This window comes from Fulvitalea axinellae (genome assembly GCF_036492835.1).
In the GTDB taxonomy this organism is placed as follows: domain Bacteria; phylum Bacteroidota; class Bacteroidia; order Cytophagales; family Cyclobacteriaceae; genus Fulvitalea; species Fulvitalea axinellae.
The window spans coordinates 2,448,678-2,468,674 of record NZ_AP025314.1 but is presented as its reverse complement, the minus strand read 5'-3'; the positions used below and the strand labels follow the sequence as shown (position 1 = coordinate 2,468,674).

General features: G+C 45.0%; 11 protein-coding genes. 5 read left to right on the top strand and 6 right to left on the bottom strand.

Annotated features, from left to right (window positions below; genetic code table 11):
- The first annotated feature begins 39 nt into the window (after window positions 1–39).
- The 3 genes from AABK39_RS09445 (at window position 40) to AABK39_RS09435 (ending at window position 7,976) form a co-directional block, all read left to right on the top strand.
- Window positions 40–4,356, top strand: coding sequence for a T9SS type A sorting domain-containing protein (locus AABK39_RS09445; protein ID WP_338391086.1), 4,317 nt, complete (start codon window positions 40–42; stop codon window positions 4,354–4,356).
- A gap of 148 nt (window positions 4,357–4,504) precedes the next feature.
- Window positions 4,505–6,001, top strand: coding sequence for an IS5 family transposase (locus AABK39_RS09440; protein ID WP_338391085.1), 1,497 nt, complete (start codon window positions 4,505–4,507; stop codon window positions 5,999–6,001).
- Between the two features lie 451 nt (window positions 6,002–6,452).
- Window positions 6,453–7,976: a sulfatase family protein gene (locus AABK39_RS09435; protein WP_338391084.1), complete on the top strand. Its 1,524-nt coding sequence runs from the start codon at window positions 6,453–6,455 to the stop codon at window positions 7,974–7,976.
- Window positions 7,977–8,060: 84 nt separating this feature from the next.
- Here AABK39_RS09435 and AABK39_RS09430 read toward each other — a convergent pair whose 3' ends face one another.
- Window positions 8,061–8,423, bottom strand: a complete 363-nt coding sequence (locus AABK39_RS09430; RefSeq protein ID WP_338391083.1) for an alpha-2-macroglobulin family protein — start codon at window positions 8,421–8,423, stop codon at window positions 8,061–8,063.
- A gap of 143 nt (window positions 8,424–8,566) precedes the next feature.
- Between AABK39_RS09430 and AABK39_RS09425 the strand changes: the two genes are divergently transcribed.
- Window positions 8,567–9,937 carry an APC family permease gene (locus AABK39_RS09425; protein WP_338391082.1) on the top strand — a complete coding sequence of 457 codons (1,371 nt, stop codon included), beginning with the start codon at window positions 8,567–8,569 and terminating at the stop codon, window positions 9,935–9,937.
- A gap of 40 nt (window positions 9,938–9,977) precedes the next feature.
- On the opposite strand, the gene AABK39_RS09420 is transcribed toward AABK39_RS09425, so the two are convergent.
- The 5 genes from AABK39_RS09420 to AABK39_RS09400 all read right to left on the bottom strand — a co-directional run bounded on the left by AABK39_RS09420 (window position 9,978) and on the right by AABK39_RS09400 (window position 19,576).
- Window positions 9,978–11,174, bottom strand: coding sequence for a carboxypeptidase-like regulatory domain-containing protein (locus AABK39_RS09420; protein WP_338391081.1), 1,197 nt, complete (start codon window positions 11,172–11,174; stop codon window positions 9,978–9,980).
- A gap of 101 nt (window positions 11,175–11,275) precedes the next feature.
- On the bottom strand, window positions 11,276–16,660 hold the full coding sequence (locus tag AABK39_RS09415) for a tandem-95 repeat protein (protein ID WP_338391080.1): 5,385 nt from the start codon (window positions 16,658–16,660) through the stop codon (window positions 11,276–11,278).
- A gap of 27 nt (window positions 16,661–16,687) precedes the next feature.
- Window positions 16,688–17,833: a hypothetical protein gene (locus AABK39_RS09410; RefSeq protein ID WP_338391079.1), complete on the bottom strand. Its 1,146-nt coding sequence runs from the start codon at window positions 17,831–17,833 to the stop codon at window positions 16,688–16,690.
- Between the two features lie 216 nt (window positions 17,834–18,049).
- On the bottom strand, window positions 18,050–18,451 hold the full coding sequence (locus AABK39_RS09405; RefSeq protein ID WP_338391078.1) for a hypothetical protein: 402 nt from the start codon (window positions 18,449–18,451) through the stop codon (window positions 18,050–18,052).
- 279 nt (window positions 18,452–18,730) lie between these two features.
- Window positions 18,731–19,576, bottom strand: coding sequence for a metallophosphoesterase family protein (locus AABK39_RS09400; RefSeq protein WP_338391077.1), 846 nt, complete (start codon window positions 19,574–19,576; stop codon window positions 18,731–18,733).
- Between the two features lie 142 nt (window positions 19,577–19,718).
- On the opposite strand from AABK39_RS09400, the gene AABK39_RS09395 reads away from it, so the two are divergent.
- Window positions 19,719–19,994 (top strand): helix-turn-helix domain-containing protein, encoded by a 276-nt coding sequence (locus tag AABK39_RS09395; protein WP_338391076.1) that lies wholly within the window; start codon window positions 19,719–19,721, stop codon window positions 19,992–19,994.
- The last annotated feature ends 3 nt before the right edge of the window (window positions 19,995–19,997 follow it).

Below are 19,997 nucleotides of genomic sequence, written 5' to 3'. Positions count from 1 at the left end.
ACAAACCAGACACTTTTTTCTTCAACATAAATTACCGCAATGAGAATACCTTTACTAATTGTGGCTATTTCAGCGTGCCTATTCCCCTTCGGGAAGCTGAAAGCCCAAAGCACTGTTCCGAAACTAAGGCATAATCCGGTCAGGATTTATCGTCATCTTTATAATCCGGAAGATTATCCGGAGTATAATAAAAGGGCGCTGGCCTTTCCTACCCGCCAAAGTATGGGCAATCGCCTGCAATTCGCCATCAACGGAATCCCTTTTAAAAAACTCGGCGACAAAAGCTACGGATACTCGGCCTACGGCGGAAAAACGTACCGAATTGAAGAAACCGGACTGGCCAATGCCGATCCGGATTACCGTTGGTACAAAGTGTTCCAAGACAGTACGTTTAATTTGCGTGTGGCCGGATTCAAACCCCTGAGAACTCCTGGCGACAAAAACTCCCACGGCTTAGCCGACCGTGAAGGCGGATTTTCGGAACGCCTCCAAACGCTTTACGATTGGCTCGGACCGAATATGTTGGGATTCCAATTCGGCGAAAGCGACGCTTCTTTTTTCAATCTCGGACAGAATTACGTTTTTCCGCTTTCGAGAAAAAAGGAAAACCAAGCGGAGGCATTCCGTGACTATTTCGAGTATTACGGCACCCAGGCCAACAACTATATCCTCGCCCATATCAACAAAGGCGGCATTCACCACCTGATGAAGGAGGGAATCGTTACCTTGGCCGAAGCGCAGGTTTTTTATCGCGGCGAAACGGCCCAGCCCATCCATTACGCGTTTATCCGTGGCGCGGCCAAACAATACGGCGTGCTTACCTCAATGGGCCATTCGGCCACGACGGGCACTAGTTATGTAAAAGACGAGGCGCCTTTCAGCTTTTTCCGCAGGCTTATCTACCTGAATTACCTTTATAACGGCGTAGACCAAACGCAGGAATTCGCTACGCAACAGCGAAATTGGAAAGAGACGGACGCGTTGGTTCCGCGCGGGCAGATGGTCAAGGACATGGCCAATTACATTAAGGAAAATCCGAACCCGGGCACAATGGTGACTCCCGTAGCACTGTTTATGGATTTCAATAACGGATATTTCGGTCCGGAAAAGAAAAGCCAGGAATTCCAATCTTGGGTAAACCTCCCCTACTCGCAAGGCGATTTCCTTACGGACAATATCTTCAGCATGCTCTACCCGGGCTTCGAAAGAGTCGGCGTTTACAAAAATTTCCGATACGACCTGACCGAAACCCCTTACGGCGAAATGTCTGACGTTATTCTTTCCGACGTTCGTCCAGAAATCCTCGACCGTTATCATTTGGCCGTGGTTACCAGCGAAATCGAGAAGGATTTCGGATATGTTAAAAAGAAACTCACCGATTTCGCATCGAAAGGCGGTGAGGTGGTAATCACAGCAGGAAACGCAAAAAAACTGTGGCCGGAATGGCGCATCGGAAGCACCGAAAACGTGCCGGCAAACGCCCAAATCGACGTTCTCGAAGGAGAAAGCATTACCGAACCCAGAGCCTTCGAGCTTTATTCGATTCCGGCTATTCCCCAAGGCGCCGAAACGGCGATGAGCTGGCAAAACAAGCCCGTGTGCTTCGAATTGCCCATAGGCGAAGGGTTTATTACGGTATTGATGTCGCCTTACGGCCTTAACAAAGACGAGCTCGGTTTTTCGTGGGACGTAAACCCCGACGAGCGCAACCCGCTTCCGTTGCAGCGCCCATATCGCCTGCTGGAACACGCCAAAACCGTTTATGACGCCAAGCTCAAAAAATCCATGCCGTTCAGCGTTGGCGAAGGCCTCCACCATGTTGTCAACGCTATTTCCGAAACGGAATATCACGTGACTGTTTTCAATAATACGCTTGAGGGAAAACCGTTCGAAATCAAATCCAATATCGGGGAAATCACTTCCGTGGAAGAAGTGAACATGGGCGAGCGCGACATTATGCACGAAACGGAGTACTACCCAGCCACCGCCTCCACGTATAATATCGGCACTTCGGACAGCGAAAACATCCAAGGCCACGACGTCCGTATGTTTAAGGTAACCGTCGCTCCCGGCCAGACTTCCATTCCTTCCGAAATCGTATTGGAAGACAAAGGATCGAACCGCTTTTTGGCCATGGCCGATTTCCATTCTTTACGAAGCAAGAACAAACAGTGGCCAGCTTTCGGCAACGAATTCGAAGGCGCAAAATTCTCCGGAACCCAGATGTTGGCCACCAGCCCGGAAGCCGTATCCAAAGACGCAGCTTATTTCAATACCAGAAAATTCAGCTTCGTTTTTGACCTGAGAGACCTTACCGCCGAACAGATTCCCGGCGTATTATCAAAAATAAACGTATTGGATAGCGCCCACGTATTGATGACCGAAGCGCCACAAAACGTAAACGAGCTTTTGACCAACGAAAAGATCAAAACCTATACGGGCCAAGCCGTTTCCACTTTCGTTTTCGTCAAAAAACGCTCGGATATTCCGCAAGATACCGAAGGCAAGAAAATAGTACTCAACCAAGTTTACGAAACTTGGGACGATGCCTACGCAAATTCGCAAAAGGTTAATGGCGAAGGCACTGGCGAAATCACCGACGGAATCACGACTCAGACTCTCGATATCGAAGGGCACACTATCGCCAAAAACGCCAATCGTTACCTTTCGCTCCGCAAACAGCCCGATCTTAAGACCGGCGTGGCCTCGGCCCCTTCGTTTTTCGAATACTTCGGAGGAGTAATGGTGGAGGCCGAATACCTCCACGGTATTTCCGATGAAAAAGCCTTGGCCGACAAAGCTTGGGCTGATTCTAAAGGAATCGGAATGGTAGTGGATTTCACCCGCGACGTGGATGGCTTTAGCAAAATCGTATTCGAAAAAGCTTGGCAGAAGATCTACGAAAAAGGAATGGCCTACGCCGAAACCGTAATGGACCGTATGCAAGCCACTGGGCTTACGAAAGCCGTAATCACTATGCGTGCGCTGGGCAAGGTCGGGCTGGAAGAAGGCTTTACGGAAATAGCGCAAATGGCCAAAGACCGGAACATCACGCTTTATATCCGCAATGGACAGGAAATCAACGGCGCATCGCTCCGCAATAAGGTCCAGCAACTGGTCGATGCCAGCCTTACGAACTTGGAGGTAGCCCCTTCTGTGGAAACGGCCGACGGCGACTCCAATTTCGATAACGCAAAAATGATTTTCCTTTGCAAAACCAAAAACAGCATCTTCTACCCTCTCAGTCATTTGGATAATCCGATAAACATCGCTCCATACGAAAACAGCGGGGCAATGCTTATTCTGGACGCCGAATATATCAACGAAAAGGAATTCTTCGAAGACCTGACGGAACTTGACTGGAATAACGGCCCCGTAATTCGCCTCGAAGAAAACGGCGACTTGTTTACACTCCACTGCGACGCCACCGACGAGGAATCATACGCTTGGACAAAGAACGGCGAGAAAATAACAAGCGAGACAAGCCCAAGCCTAAGTGGCAACAAACGCAATGATTTCGGAACCTACGCCTGCGAGGTGGTTTCGAATGGAAAAACATTGGTTTCCAACGAAATCATAATCGAAAAACCCACTCCTTTTATCGATAATCTGAGCGTTTCGAAAATTTCGGAAGACGGCTTTATTACGGTAAGCAATATGACTGTAGATTACGATTATATTATCCGTGACGGAAACAATAACGAAACGCTGAGCGGAACGATAAACGCCCAAAGCAATAAAATAGACGTGAATACACTGGATCCGGGTAATTATAGCCTAATCTTGACGAATAGCCAAGACGGAGTTTATGAGCACGCTTTCTCTATCGCCGAGCCTACTCCCGTTGTAGATAATATCGAATTATCGGAAATTAAATCAGGCGGTTTTGTTGTAGTATTCAATATGAGTGGCCCTTACGATTATACGCTTTCGGATAGCGAAGAAAATATAGTTCAGTCAGGAACACTCGACCCTGAAAACCGCAGAATATACGTAGACGAACTCGATCCCGGCACTTACGCTTTGTCTATGACCAACGAATCGGGAGGCTCATTTTCAACCGCGATTACCATTCCCGATCCGACTGTTTTGCCAGTTCCGGACCCAGACCAGATTACTGACGTGTTGAGGGTAACGCCAAACCCGTCGGACAAAGGATATGTTGCGGTTATCGGGATGACCTCGGAATACCAATGGGTTGTTTACGACTTAAACGGTGTGGCTCGACTGCAAGGAACCACTTCGAATTCTAATCGCAGAATATATGTCAACACTATTCCGGCCGGAACTTATATTTTGCAATTAACCCATAGCCAAGGCGGAACTTTCAGCCAACAAATCATTCTAACACATTAAAATGATTATATCCTAATAAGGGTTTACTGAAAAAGTAAAAACCACAAGATTATCAGTGGATTAGGTAGCTTGTTTCCCTTTCCAAAGCACAGGGAATATTCGTAAATTGGCCTTAGAAAGGACTGAGAGCATTTTTTCCCTTGCACCTATGATCAAGACAAGTTCCTCGCAATTGAGTATAGAAGGTTTTTTGGACCCGGAAATAGGGCGCCTTAACCCGGAAAACAGATGGGTGAAGTTGGCCAACTCCATCCCCTGGGCGGAATTGGGTTTGGTCTACGAATCGAAAATGTCGACGGGCAAGGGCAGTCCGTGCAAACCGGCCCGGCTGGTCATCGGCGCGCTGATCGTGAAGCATAAGCTGAACGTTTCGGACGCCGAGGCGATAGAACAAATCAAAGAAAATCCGTATCTCCAGTATTTCGTGGGACTCGGCTCGTTCACCACGGAAAAGGCCTTTGACCCTTCGCTGTTCACGACGGTCCGCAAGCGGCTCGGGTACGGGGATTTTAACAGGATGAGTTCGCTTTTGCAACACGAGGGGATCCGTATTGCGGAGGGCGATCGGGATGAAGGGTCCAAAGACGGGCATTCCGGGGACGCCGAAGATGACAAGCGGGTTGTCTCCTGCGACGCGACGGTGGCGCCGCAAGAGATTCCATACCCCACGGACCTTGGGCTGTTGGCTACGGCGAGGGTGCAGTCGGAGAAAATCATCGACCTCCTTTGGCCCGTCGCCAGGGATTCCGGTTTATCCAAAAAGCCCCGGACTTACCGGGATAAAGCCCATAGGGAATATGTCGGGGCGACGAGAAAAAAGAGGAAAGGAGCCGAATTCTGGCGCGTGTGCGCACGCCGACAGCTGAATTATCTGGAACGGAACCTACGGCATATCGACAGCCTCATAGAGGCCAACAAGGGCGTTATACGCCTAAAAAGCAGGTTTTTGAAGATTCTGATGGTGCTTCACGAAATCGCCAGGCAACAGTCGCTCATGCTGGAGACCGGTGCCAACAGGGTGGACGGCCGCATCGTGAACGTCTTCCAGCCCCATGTCCGGCCGATAGTCCGGGGCAAAAACGGAAGCGACACCGAGTTCGGCGCCAAATTGTCCGTAAGCCTTCACGAAGGCTATTCCTATCTGGACAAGGCGCAATGGGACGCTTACTACGAGGGTGACGCGGAAGTGATCCGCGGGCACATCGACAGTTTCGGGGAGAGAAACCCGGAAATGAAGCTCGGCAAATTCGTCGGGGACAAGATTTACGGAAACAGGAACGCCCGGCAGACCATGTCCGGCGCGGGTGTGGAATTCGTGGGCTCCCCGTTGGGAAGGCCTCCCTCAAGTCCCGAAAAAATCAGGGAACGCAAGGAAAACCGGACGCTTCACCAACGGCACCGGAGCAGGGCGGAAGGAAAATTCGGGGAAGTGAAACGGGGACACGGATTGGACAAAATACAGGCAAGGAGAGCGGACACTTCGCTTTCATGGATCGCCTGCATTTTCTTCGTGGCCAACTTGAAAAGATTTCAGAGCGAAATCTTTTTTGACCTTGTTTTCTTGAGCTGGAAATACGGGATATGGCTTCAAGACGGCGAAAAGAAACAGGAAAAGACTGTCTGGCAAAATATCCTAGCTGGGTAGCCCTCTGGGCTTTTTCAGTAAACCCTAATAAAGCCTAAAGGCTACTGATTTTCGATCTTAAACACTTTCAGTAGAACTTAGGCTACTTTCTTAAAAGAGAACCACACTTATCTTTTAATACAATCCAAAGGACCGGAGCAATCTGGTCCTTTTCATTTTCAAAAAATCATCTTCGGAATCAGCAAAAACGGAAATTGAATACAAACCGATATTTCTCACTCACGGAAATGAAAATACCATTCAAAAGAACAATTGGTTTATACCTAAAGAAACGAACGGAAAGACATAAGACTAATTTTCCGTAAATTGATGTCAGGGCAAATCGGCACTCTTGCGAGTTAACACTGAAAGGGAGAAACAGCTCCCTCAATATTTTAAGGAAAAACCGGAGTGGATTTTTACGCCTCCATTTATCTGCGCAAATTTTTATCGCTCCTAAATGTCCGCAAATATGAGAAAAACATACCGAAACCTTTTGGGATTGGCGCTAGCCACCTTAACAGCCAGCTCATGCCAACCAGCCAAAAGCACAAGCGACACCTCCCCAAGCGAAAAGCCGAACATCATTTTTATCTATGCCGACGACTTGGGTGTAGGTGATATATCAGCACTGAACCCGCTAAGCCAAAAAGTAATAACTCCTGCCATGGATCGCATGGTAAAGGAAGGCCTATATTTCGCCGACGCGCATTCATCCGCAGCGGTTTGTACGCCCTCGCGTTATAGCTTGCTTACTGGGCGGTATAATTGGCGAACATCAAAAAAACGGGGCGTATTAGGCGGTTATTCGTTCCCTATGCTTGAAAAAGGAAGAAAAACCGTAGCCTCCCTCCTGCACGATAACGGCTACGAAACCGCAATGATAGGCAAATGGCACCTCGGCGCAAAATGGGGGGTAAAAGACGAATACGAAACCGAAATACAGGCCCGAAATATGAAAGTCGGAGACAGGTTTGGCAAGAATGAGGTGGATTTCTCAAAACCCGTAAGCGGCGGGCCGGAAGAACACGGATTCGGTTACGCTTACTGGCATGTCGGCTCTCTTGATATGGCTCCATATTGTTTTATCGAAAACAAATATGTGGCAGACCAAGAGTTTGAACATTTCGAAGGACAAGAAGGAATGTTTGCCCGGCCCGGGATTAAATCGAAATCTTTTGAATTCAAGGAAATCATTCCCGATTTAAGTCGAAGGGCCGTAAGCTATATCGAAGAAAAATCCGGAAATAAGAAACCGTTTTTTCTTTACCTCCCGCTTACCGCTCCGCACACGCCGTATGTGCCTACCGATAATATGCGCGGAAAATCACAAGCCGGTATTTACGGCGATTTCGTATTGAACGTTGACGAATTGGTACAGAACGTTTTGGCTAAGCTAAAAGAAAAAGGAATCGATGACAATACGATGGTAATCCTTTCCAGCGACAATGGCGCACAAAAACACCGTGGCAAAAACAAACCGAATATTATCGAATTAAAGGGGCACTATACCAACGCCGGCCTTTATGGTGAAAAAAGGGATATTTACGAAGGCGGACACCGTATTCCGTTTATAGTCCGCTGGCCTGGAAAAATTAAAAAATCAAGAGTCTATCCCCACATGATCGGCCAATTGGACTTAATGGCTACTTGCGCTGAGATGCTCCAAGTAAAATTACCGAAAGACATGGGCGAAGACAGTTTCAGTTTCTGGCCCGCAATCACCAACGAAAACTTCGACAAACCTGTCAGGGAATATCTTGTCAACCATTCCGCCCGCGGGCAATTCGCCCTGCGCCACGGCGATTGGAAGTACATCGACGGTCAAGGCTCTGGTGGCTGGACACAAAACAACACTCCCGACCAACAGCTCTATAACCTAAAAAAAGACCTATACGAGCAAGAGGAACTTAGTGCCCAACATCCGGAAAAAATCCAGGAAATGAAATCGAAACTGGAACAGATTAAAACCCAAGGATATTCGCGGACTATTTAACTCCCCACAAACGCTTCAACTAAAGAGGTCACTTTCTTTAAAGCGACCTCTTTGATATAAACATAAGTCCTATAACAAAATCGATCAAAAGGTAACCTGTTGTTTCCCCCTCTCTTTAACCTGACTTAACTGTTTCCGAACTTCCACGCATTCAATTTTTCTTAATTCATTATTTCCAAATTGATCTGGAGAGTACATTAGCGAGGCTTTTGCCGGATTAATAGTATACGAACCTGTATAACGGGGAACGAGTACAAATTCGATTTTATGTTCTCCCTCTGGCATATTTTCAAAGAATACGTTGACCTTCTTCTCTTTATGATATTCTCTATGGGATTCCAGCCCATTTACTCCTTTCTTTTCATAATAACTGAACTTTCGCTCTCCCTGCATTTGGGAGAGCGAAAGTTCAGTTATAGAAAAAGAAAGGCTTATTAATAAGTTCAAAACTTAAAATTTGAATTAATACCCAATAAAAAATAACTAAAAAAACACGCTCACCATTAAATTCATTAAGTTAATCGGTTTTTGAAAAATTCATGGACTAATATTCGCGGATAATAAGCTTGGCAAAAAACCAACCCAAAACCGTGAAACAGATATCAACACTAAGACTAACGTTTGTAACCGCCGCCCTATTTATGACTCTACGGAACATGCCAATGATGGCCATCACAGGTATGCAAATGTTTTTCTTTAATATCCTTACAGCTTTTTTCTTCTTAATTCCCGTAGCCTTGGTATCCGCGGAATTAGCGACAGGCTGGCCAAAAGCCGAGGGTGTTTTTCATTGGGTACGTATCGGTTTCGGGGACCGGATAGGCTTTATGGCCACATGGCTTCAATGGTTGCAAAGTATGTTCGGTATGGCCTCTATTCTTGCCTATATCGGAACTACCATCGCTTATATTGTTGACCAGAGTTTGGCCAATAATCCATGGTTTATCTTCTTTTCTATTGTAGCTGTGTATTGGATATTAACTGTCGATAATTTTTTCGGAACAAATATTTCCACAAAGATCAGCTCGTGGGCCTTAATCATTGGCGTGATTTTCCCCACGATTTTATTAATCTCATTTGGAGTTTATGATTTCTGGACTACCAAAGAAATCGTAATGAATACCCGTATTTCAACGGAAAACCTATTGCCGAATCTTGGGGAACAAAACCGATTAGTTATGCTTATGGGATTTATCTTCGGGTATGTAGGTATTGAAGTTTCTGCCAACGACGCAAACCTAATTCCAAACCCGTCAAAATCTTATCCTAAAGCCATATTCAGCGCTGTTTTGCTGGTCTTTATTTCCACCTTGCTAGGCGCTTTGTCTATTGCTATCAAAATACCACAAGATCAGATTAGTGAATCGGCCGGTGTTATGCAAATTTTCGAACTTTACTTAAAAAAACACCAACTTGGTTTCATCACGCCTTGGATCGCCGGACTAGTGGCTTTCGGCACGGCAGGCCAAGTTAGCACATGGGTTATTGGACCAGCCGACGGTCTTCATCAAGCGTCAGAAAGGGGTGATTTTTTCTCATTCTTTAAAAAAGACAACAAATATGATGTACCGAAAAGGCTATTAATTTTTCAAGCGATTGTCCTTAGCGTAATCAGCATCGCCGTATTATTGTTAAACGATGTTAACACCGCATTCTTCTGGTTGACTTCGTTAGCGGTTATCCTCTACGCCCTAATGTATATCCTTTTATTTTTAACTGCTATCAAGCTCCGTTACACACATAAGGACCAAGTACGTCCCTACAGAATTCCATTTGGAAACATCGGGATCTGGATTGTCTCTTTTTGTGGATTGGCTGTCATTACTTTATGCCTTTTGGTCGGGTTTATTCCATTAGATTCAGTAAACGAAAATCTAAAACCTTGGTACCCAATTATTATGGGTTTAATGGCCTTAACTTGTGTCTCGGTAGGACTTATTATTTTTCATAAATCGAAATAGGTTTAATATAGCATAAGATTAAGCTCCCATTTTCCGATTGTTATTTCCCTTTTCCAAAGTCCTCGGGCAATGCCCTGTTCATCGGCGTAAAGTTACGGCGATGGCCGTAAAGCAAATCCGGCCTTTCCAAATTTCCATCAACCCCAAAGCGCAAAGGAACGTTTCCCGGATTGGTTAAAATTAGTGTTCCCATACTCGTCCCCGTATAACCCAGGCCATTAACCATAGCGTATTGATATTTCTTCCAATCTGATTTTCGCATACGAACCGCCCAAAGTTGTTCGGTAAAGTCTAGATAACGCCCTTCTTTCAATAATGAGTCTGCTTCCATCTCGGTTACGTTATGTCCCCGAAGCCCCAATTCCATCACTGTCCATCGGCTTAGGGAATCATGCAAATTTTTCACATCCTCACCGTACGGAGTCCTAATCGCCGGGCCGTGTTTCAAGGTATCGAAATAAGTGTACATACTGTCCACTTGGTTCAGGTCGGCCTTAAAGATGATTCGATAACGTTTTTTCCATAATTTATCTTTATACACCGCATCCAAAAAATGGGCTTTTGTACCCTCATAAACCGCGTTTCGACGCTTTAATACCTTCCGGCATTCTCGGCGTTTCATCCCCTCCGTAAGATCTTTAAAACTCCGATCCATTCTGCAAAATGAAAACCACCGTTCCGTATCGAAGTGAAATTCGTTCAACTTCACCGACATCTCATAGCCCAAATTCCGATTTAGGAAACGCAAAGAGTCTTCGCTCCAAACCTCGAAACGCTTGTCATTCTTATTATAATAAAAACGCAATACTTCCGGGTTCAATAATTCGCAGTTCTTCGTCAGGCTGTCATCCGGATTTCCGATAAATTTACTTTTAAACAGATCCAAATAGGCTTTCCCTATTCGCCTCCCTCCACGAACCGTAATAGCCCGCAATTCCACTACATTCTGTTTTACCGGAATAATTATATCCTCGCTAGTATTTCTGTCTACAGCCACTTTGGTTTTGTCATAACCGACACTCGATACTACCAAATGATAAATCCCATCTCCCAATTTAGCTTGAAGGCGGAACTTTCCCTCCGCATCAGAAGCCGTCCCAACGTGCGTTCCCTCAATATAAATATGGACAAAAGGTATTGGCGACAATGTTTTGGCATCCACAATCTTACCCGTTAACACTTGGGCTTTCGCCGATATTGTAAAAATCAAGAAAAATAAAATCAATCCGTTTCGCATAACCTTAATGTTAAAAAAATACTATTAAACTTATTGACCAACAAAAACAAAGTCCTTTGACAGATTAAGGTCAAAGGACTTTTAAAGCTTCAAATCAGAACCTATTCTTTTATCAATTTCAGTTGATAATGACTGTTCTCAGCAGAAACCTGCAATAAGTAAATCCCAGAAGACCAGTCTCGATTACGAATTACAATCTCATTGGCATTTGGCACCCATTGTTTCGAGAAAATTTCTTTCCCTGACATATCGCATACCTTCAACTGTACCAGCTGGTTTTTCAATAGATCTGATAACCAAATTTTCAATTCCTGATCAAAAGGGTTGGGATATACTCGAACCATTTTATCTCGAATCGGCCCTCCTAGAATAATATCATTATTCACAACTTCCAGCTCGAAAGAAAACACTTCGCTGTCCACGGTTCCGTCATTCACCTGAACACGAACGAACAGCATCCCTTCAAATCCCTTAGCGGGGGTAAGTTTAGTCCCTTCTACATTATAATTATTCCCGTTTAATAAGGTAAGCATAAGATCTTCGGAACTATTGTCATCCTCAATTACGAAGTCCCCTAATTTTAGGTCAATTGAACTATTCTTATTAGTCGTCAACGGACTCACCAAACCCGTAATTATTGGCACTTGATTCTTGATTTCAAGAACCTCAATCCCTACAATGAAAGGTTGGCTAAACTCATTACCGTCATGAACTCTTACCGGAACTGACAGTAGACCTGTAAAGCCTATCACTGGTGATATCTTAGCTCCACTCACCTTATAGTTCTCACCATCTCCAATTGAAAAACTAAACTCTTCCGGATAAGTGTTATCAGGGTCAAATACATTTAAGTCTTCAAGACGCAAAATTACACTCTCACCCTTGAAAATTGAGAACTCCTTTGTCGTTCCCGAAATAACAGGGGCATCATTTACCGCAACAACCTCCATGGCCAAAATCAAGGGTTTACTTTCCCCTATCCCATCACTTACTTTTACCGGAACTTTCAAGGCCCCATTAAAATTGGCCGCAGGCAAAACTGTAGTTCCCTGAACCGTATAGTTCTGGCCAGAAATAACCGTAAGACTAAAGTCGACCGGATAGCTATTGTCTGGATCGGACACGATTAAGTCACCCTTATGAAGCGTCAAACTCCCGTCTTCTTCCATTACGAATTTTCGAGTCGAACCTATAATATTTGGAAGGTCATTCAACGGGGAAACGCTGACTGACAAAACAAAAGGTTCGCTATCCAATTCCCCGTCATTCACCTTGACTGGAACTTCCAGTGTCCCAGAGAAATCTGCGACTGGAGAAATCTTGGTACCTTGGGCCGTATAGTTAGAACCAGGCATAACTGTAAGACTAAAATCAGTCGGATAGTTATTGTCCGGGTCGGAAACGATCAGATCACTCTTCTGAAGCGTTAAACCGCCGTCTTCCTCCATAGTAAGCTCGTGTGCTTGAGCGGTTATAACCGGACGATCATTCAACGGGGAAACGCTTACTGACAAAGCAAAAGGTTCGCTATCCAATTCCCCGTCATTCACCTTGACTGGAACCTCCAGTGTCCCGGAGAAGTCTGTGACTGGAGAAATCTTAGCGCCTTGGACAGTATAGTTAGATCCAGGCAAAACCGTAAGACTAAAATCAGTCGGATAGTTATTGTCCGGGTCGGACACGGTCAGGTCACTCTTCTGAAGTGTTAAACCGCCGTCTTCCTCCATAGTAAGCTCGTGTGTTTGAGCGGTTATAACCGGACGATCATTCAACGGGGAAACGCTGACTGACAAGACAAAAGGTTCGCTATCCAATTCCCCGTCATTCACCTTGACTGGAACTTCCAGTGTTCCGGAGAAGTCTGCGACTGGAGAAATCTTGGTACCTTGGCCCGTATAGTTAGAACCAGGCATAACTGTAAGACTAAAATCAGTCGGATAGTTATTGTCCGGGTCGGAAACGATCAGATCACTTTTCTGAAGTGTTAAACTGCCGTCTTCTTCTACCCCAAACTCCCGTGCTGGACCTGCTATGACTGGAAGGTCGTTAATTGGCGTCACTTGTACAGGCAAGGTGTACCATTCGCTTTCGACCTCGCCCTTACTTACCTTTACATCCACCTCCAGCGTCCCATTAAAATCTTTCGCCGGTATTATGCCTTGGTTTGTAGCCGTGTAATTCTCTCCTTGTTTCACAACCATGCTGAACCCTGCAGGGTAAGTGCCTGTCTCGTCTTCAACTTGCAGATCCGAGAACAAAAAGGACAACCCTGTTTCCTCTTTTGTAGAGAACGACTTATTTACCCCCGTGATCATTACAGTCGGTAAGTTTTCTGCGGATCTAATCGACAACCAATAAGGCGCACTGTCACTCGTTCCATCATTGACAATAACAGGAACCAACAAATCCCCCTCAAACCCTTCGTCTGGGACAATCCGATTGCCAGCGATTGAGCAATTCGCCCCATTTAGTAACTGCAAACTAAAATCGGTCGGATAATCGTTATCAGTATCTGTAACGAGAAGGTCATCCAAACTAATGTCGATCGAGCTACCTACCTTGAAAACCAATAGCCTTCTTGTCCCTGTAATTACCGGAATCTCATTCGGCTCAATTACATCCCGAACTTCCACCGACGCTTGATATACATCACTTTCATATTGTCCGTCACTCACTTTTAACCCAACCTGCAAGTTCCCGACATAGTCAGGCGAAGGCGTCATGCGTTTACCGGTTGCTGAATAATTTTCTCCCTCCACAATAGACAAAGAAAAGCCGTCGGGAAACTCGTTATCACCATCCTCGACTATTAGATCCGAAAGCTGGAATGTCAAACTTGTATTTTCGTTTGTTATCAGCCTTCCCTTTGTCCCCATTATTTTAGGGACAGGATCAAAGACTTCCACACTAAACGGGAAAGGCTCGCTATCATTCGCCCCGTCATTTACTTGTGCGTAGGCAGTAAGCACGCCTGTAAATCCGCCGGACGGAACCAAGGTCGTACCCTTTACTGTATAATTTTCACCGTCCAAGATTTCCAATCCGAACCCATTCGGGTAAGTGTTATCCGAATCATAAACGGTAAAATCATTTAACTGTATTTCCTTCGGCTGATTGACCGGCAACCTCAACGGTTTTGTCAGTCCCGTAATTACCGGCTTTCCGCCTACATGGTCTTCAACCTCCCCTACCACAACTACAGTCGTCATTACAGGGCCCCAATGTTCGCGCCCATCACGAAACCGGATATTTAACAGATGGATCCCGTTCTCAGAAGGTACGGTTGCGGCTTGTTTCTTAATCTTCTCAAACGATTCATCGAATCCGTCGTCTGTAGTTACCAACTGATTTCCGTTCCCTTCCCCTGGGTCGTTGTTCCAAAAATACTCCGCTTGGATTAGGCGCGAAGGCAAAGGCTTCACTTGGACAGGCACTAACAATTCATTGGAGACATTAACTCCGTCAGATACCTGAACCGGCACCATCAACGTTCCCTCAAAGGCATAGTCCGGCGTAACAATATTACCTTGAACGGAATAACCCTTCCCTTTACCCAGAACTACTTCGTGGTCATTCGTATCGGAATCCTCATCTTCCACATTCAGGTCCTTGATATCAATCGGAATCGGTATCCCTGCGTAGGTTTCGAACACTTTTCGTTCAAATTTCAGAAACGGGCGCGCTTTATCCACCATACTGACATTCACCTTAAAGATAGGCCCCCAATTCAGAAGCTCGTCCTGAATTCGGAAATTCAGCTGATGAATACCCATTCCCGCCGGTATAATAACCTTTTTGGCTACCATCTCTTCAAAAGACTCCTCGATATCCATGTCCGTCGCATCAATCGGTACGCCTTTACCTTCTCCCGGGTCTTTGTCCCAAAAATATTCCGCCCTCACAACCCGTGACGGCAATGGCTTAATCTTTACGGGAACGGTTAATGTATTTGATTCATAAACACCGTCGGAAACGCGAACGGGAACCGCCAATTGCCCCACAAAATTATAATCGGGAATAACTACATTCCCCTCAACCCGATAGTTTTCCCCGTCGTCCAAAATAACGGTTAACGCATCCATATCGGTATCTTCGTCCTTCACGCTCAGATCCTCGATATTGACAACTACAGGAATACCCGCAAAAGTCTCAAACGCTTTCTTTTCGTAGATAAGCATCGGCCGTTTCTTGTTTTCTACCGATACGTTGAACTTAAACACCGGTCCCCACTGCAAACGCTCATCCAGTACGCGCAGGTTCAATTGACGCAAGCCTTCCTCCGCCGGCATATCGGCCGTCTCAGCCAATATACCTTCTACCGCTTCCTCAAATGTTCCGTCTTCGGCTAAAAATTCGATTCCGTTACCCTCTCCAGGGTCCTCATCCCAAAAATATTCAACCTTCACGACCCGGGACGGCAAAGTCCTGACAGTCACGGGCACAATCAAGGTATTTGACTCATGCTGACCGTCGGTCACACGAACGGGAACCGCCAACTGCCCCACAAAATTATAATCGGGAATAACCACATTGTCCTCAATCCGGTAGTTGTCTCCGCTTTCCAAAACAACCTTCAGCGCATCCAATGAGGTATCCTCGTCTTTTACGCTCAAATCTTTGGTACTTATGACCACCGGAACACCGGAGAAAGTCTCAAACGCTTTCTTTTCATAATTGAGCATCGGCCGTTTCTTGTTTTCTACCGACACATTGAACTTAAACACCGGACTCCACTGCAAGCGCTCGTCTTGTACCCGAATATTAAGTTGGCGCAACCCTTCCTCTCCGGACACTAGCGCCGCTTTCGATAACAATCCCTCAACAGTTTCTTCAAACGCTCCGTCTTCGGCCAGAAATTCCGTTCCGTTACCCTCACCGGGGTCATCATCCCAAAAATATTCCGCCCTTATAACCCGTGAAGGCAAAGTGTTGACGGTTACGGGCACAAGCAAGGTGTTTGATTCATGAACACCGTCGGTCACACGGACGGGAACCGACAGTTGTCCCTCGAATTTATAATCGGGAATAACCACATCACCTTCCAAGCGATAATTTTCTCCGGTTTCCAAAAGTACCCGCAAGCCACCCAAAGGAGTGTCCGAGTCCTCAACTTCCAAATCCGACAATCGAATTGTAACCGGAATACCCGCAAAAGTCTCAAACGCCTTTCGCTCGTATTTCAGCATGGGCTTTTGTGTGTTTTCCAAAGCAAGGTTAGCCTGTAGCGCCGGTCCCCACTGCCCCTCCTTGTTCATCACCCGAACAAACAGCATATGCACGCCTTCGGAAGAAGGCAGACCTATCTGCTTAGCGACAATCGTTTCCAAGGCCTCGTCAAAGCCGCCGTCTTTACTGCTTAAAGCCGTTCCGTTCCCTTGGCCGGGATCAACATCCCAAAAATATTCCGCCTTTAGCAACTGGGCATGGGCGCCGGACAATCCGAGCCAAAGCCCCACCAAAAATATAAACAGAGTTTTCTTATTCATCTGCTCAACAGTTTAGAATAAGAAAAATCATTTGCCGGTCTTAGCCTCTGCCTCTATATCAATTGTCTCCCCTGGATTAACTCGGTTGTTCAACAAATTGATATAAAACACGGTAGGCAAGGATATTTCCTCACTGGTTCCCGCCGGATGATAGTACATTTCAAATGGAAAAGAGCCTCCGGACTTACCTTGGGTATTGCGGGTACGGTCCAAGTTGGAATACGCCGGCATTGGGGCCCCTTTATGAGGCGTCACATTTTTACCTTTCGTATACTGTGCTCCCCAGTTTTTAATAAACAAGCGATCTTTATAAGCTTCTTCCTGCGCTACATAAATATGATTGAACGCCGCATTCTCTGGTTTATTAAAAATATTGTAATAATTATCTCCCGAACCTATGTATACCTGAAGGCGTAATGCATTATTCATAATCTCCGCATCGCCCAAACTTAGTATATTATTGTTAGAGGTTGCAGACTCCAAGACAATAGTGTTGTTTGAAAATTTACTATTACCATCACATGGCAATGCGAAAGAGCTCTTTAACTCATTCCCATAAAAATGGATAGTTTGCTGAATGGATTCACTATTCGCTATTTCCGATATCGAATTGCCTATAACAATTAAGTCACTAACGTATGTCAATCTACGCTCTACTCTTTGAAATACAAATTTAGTTATATTACTCCCAATAATTTTTCCGCTATGCGCAAGTAATTCTCCCCTCACCACACTATGAACAAGTATCAACTTCGAATCTAAATTATTACAATAAACATTATTTGCAATACAATCAAAGATCTCTAACGACAATTTATGACCAGTAACATCGCTCACGCGATTTGATTTTATATCTAAATATTTCAACCTGATTTTCACATCAGCTCCAGCAATGATATCATCAGCTATAACGGGCCTTTTTAAAGCCGTAGGTGATGCCATTATTGTAATGTCCTTAGCTATCTCAATATCCTTTCCTGTTTGATATGCCGAGTTGGACACACCTCTATTTTCAACAAGAATACGGTCACCTGCCGTAGCCGCATTTACAGCCGCTTGGATAGTACTATAAGTCCCATTATAGCCATTGTAAGTCACCACCAAGTCTTTTGCCTGAACCCAATTGATTCCCACAAAAATCACAACAAAGCATACGGATAAAATTCTTTTCATGATAAAAATAGTATCTTTAAAACAAAATTAAACTCAAATAATTACAATAAATTTAATAGAAAAAATGTTAAAAACTCAATTCAAACAAAATAAGACTGTAATATCACAAAAATTTTCAGGCTTGTTTTTTAATTACGAAAAAATAAAGACTGTCATTGATATTCTTATAAAAAAAGCGACCTCCCCAAAATCAGAAAGAAGGTCGCTTTGCTTGTGTTAAAGCTCAAAATGGAAAATCACGCCCAATCCCAGTGAGATCAAATGCCCTTGCTCCTGTTTAAAAGACCTGAACGTATTGAGCAAATACACTAGGTCCTGATTGGCATTGCCGTAAAACGATATTCCTTTAAGAACCTCTCCTTTTTCGAAACGCTTCGTAAACCCTGTCTCAAAACCTAATTGCAAAGTTTGGTCATTTCTTAAAAGGTAATACCCGTCGGGGAAACCGTCTTTTAAGTCGTCCAGATACCGATCATAATAAAAGATAAAAGTCATACTGCCCTTTACCGGATTCCAGCTCCAGCCCTTGCCCAAATCAACGGATTTTAGAAACGCGTATTGATACCTGATCGAGGACAAGTAAAGGTCCTCTTTCCCGCGAACATTTTTTGGTTTCATACCAAAACCTAGCTCCAACTCGTGTTGGCGACGTTTACCAAAATTGTATCCGCCATATACCGAAAACATTCCCAGGCCTCCAGCAAATTGTATTTTCGAATAATCGGGTAACCATTTCGACCTAATTGTCTTGCTTTCTTCCGGTTCAACGGAACTTTTTACTCCATCCGATAAGGCCGGTAAACTTACTAACACAGCCAATATCGTTATAAATATCCTGTTCATCTCTTCTCTTCAAATAAAGCCAATCGTGTTGATTCTCGAACTATCCGCCAACACTTAATCAAAGTTGATTACCTCTTCCCGCAAAGAGCCCGAATCGAAATGGAATACTGAATAAAACCTTTTCGCTACTGCCCCTACTTCAATCATCGGTATAGATTTGTTCGTCAACGGATAGAATGTTCCGCTACTATGGCCATGTCCGTGGATCACCGCTACCAAGTCCGGAGTATTGCTCAACATTCGGTCGATTTCTGGAAATAAGGCTTGGTCAAACGAATCATCATCAGGATAAAAACCCGTATGGCAGAAAACGATCGTGTAATCGTGATCATCCGTTTTTTTCAATTGCTTCTCAAGCCAACTCACATCAGGCACGTGCATGAGTTTCCGGAATTCGCGCGTATTCGTATTAATCGAAATAAACTTTACCCGTTTGTAAATAAATGTATAATCGTACGGGCCATACATTTCAGAATACGCCTCCGCCCCGTTACCCAAAGCGTCGTGGTTGCCGATCGTGGTCAGGAACGGTTTATCCAAATCCTGAAAATTATTAAGTCCCAATTCATACTCGGCGGGCAGCCCATATTCGCAGATGTCACCACCCACAAGCGTAAATTCCACCTTTTCATGTCCGTTTACCCTGTCAACAGTTTCCGTCAACCGATCGAAGAAATTCTGGCTGTCGGCGATAAACGCAAAAGTAAACGCCCCCTGCTCTTTACTGCCTGGCGTATTCGCCAGTTCATTTAGGTTTTTCTTTATCTGATCTTTTTGATCGCTGTTAAACGTGATATCGTATCGCGAATACTCAAGTAAGTCGCAACCGTGCAAGATCAGTAACACCAGCGCCGAAACCCATACCTTCAGCACACCTCTTCGGAGTCCTAATTTCCCCATAATTTCTTTTCTATTGTTTCGTGCAAACCAGCGTGTTCCGCCAGTCAAGACGCGAAGCTAGTTTGTTTTAAGTACCCCTCCAAAAATAATTCGAGTTTAGCTTCGCATGCCCACGTAAATTATTAAATCTGTAAATTAGGTCATGCGTTTTTTGAACCTATCATCATCGACCGTCAACCGTTTAGAAACTCTTGTCAGAAAGAGTGAGAATTATCGGGTAAGGCAAAGAGCCCAAGCCATGCTTTTTAGTGCCAAGGGGTATCAACGATCCCAGATCAGCGATCTGTTGAGTGTCACAACGGAAACCGTATCGTCTTGGTTCGATCAAATTGAGGAGAATGAAGACTGGGACCTTAAAGACCTTCCGGGGCGTGGGCGGAAACCTATAATTGGGGAGGATAACTCCAAAAAAATTTGAGTA

Bases quoted from the DNA above. Each gene is read 5' to 3' on its own strand.
- AABK39_RS09445 (WP_338391086.1), top strand. From the start codon at position 40: ATGAGAATACCTTTACTAATTGTGGCTATTTCAGCGTGCCTATTCCCC.
- AABK39_RS09440 (WP_338391085.1), top strand. From the start codon at position 4,505: ATGATCAAGACAAGTTCCTCGCAATTGAGTATAGAAGGTTTTTTGGAC.
- AABK39_RS09435 (WP_338391084.1), top strand. From the start codon at position 6,453: ATGAGAAAAACATACCGAAACCTTTTGGGATTGGCGCTAGCCACCTTA.
- AABK39_RS09420 (WP_338391081.1), bottom strand. From the start codon at position 11,174: ATGCGAAACGGATTGATTTTATTTTTCTTGATTTTTACAATATCGGCG.
- AABK39_RS09415 (WP_338391080.1), bottom strand. From the start codon at position 16,660: ATGAATAAGAAAACTCTGTTTATATTTTTGGTGGGGCTTTGGCTCGGA.
- AABK39_RS09410 (WP_338391079.1), bottom strand. From the start codon at position 17,833: ATGAAAAGAATTTTATCCGTATGCTTTGTTGTGATTTTTGTGGGAATC.
- AABK39_RS09405 (WP_338391078.1), bottom strand. From the start codon at position 18,451: ATGAAACCAAAAAATGTTCGCGGGAAAGAGGACCTTTACTTGTCCTCG.
- AABK39_RS09400 (WP_338391077.1), bottom strand. From the start codon at position 19,576: ATGGGGAAATTAGGACTCCGAAGAGGTGTGCTGAAGGTATGGGTTTCG.
- AABK39_RS09395 (WP_338391076.1), top strand. From the start codon at position 19,719: ATGCGTTTTTTGAACCTATCATCATCGACCGTCAACCGTTTAGAAACT.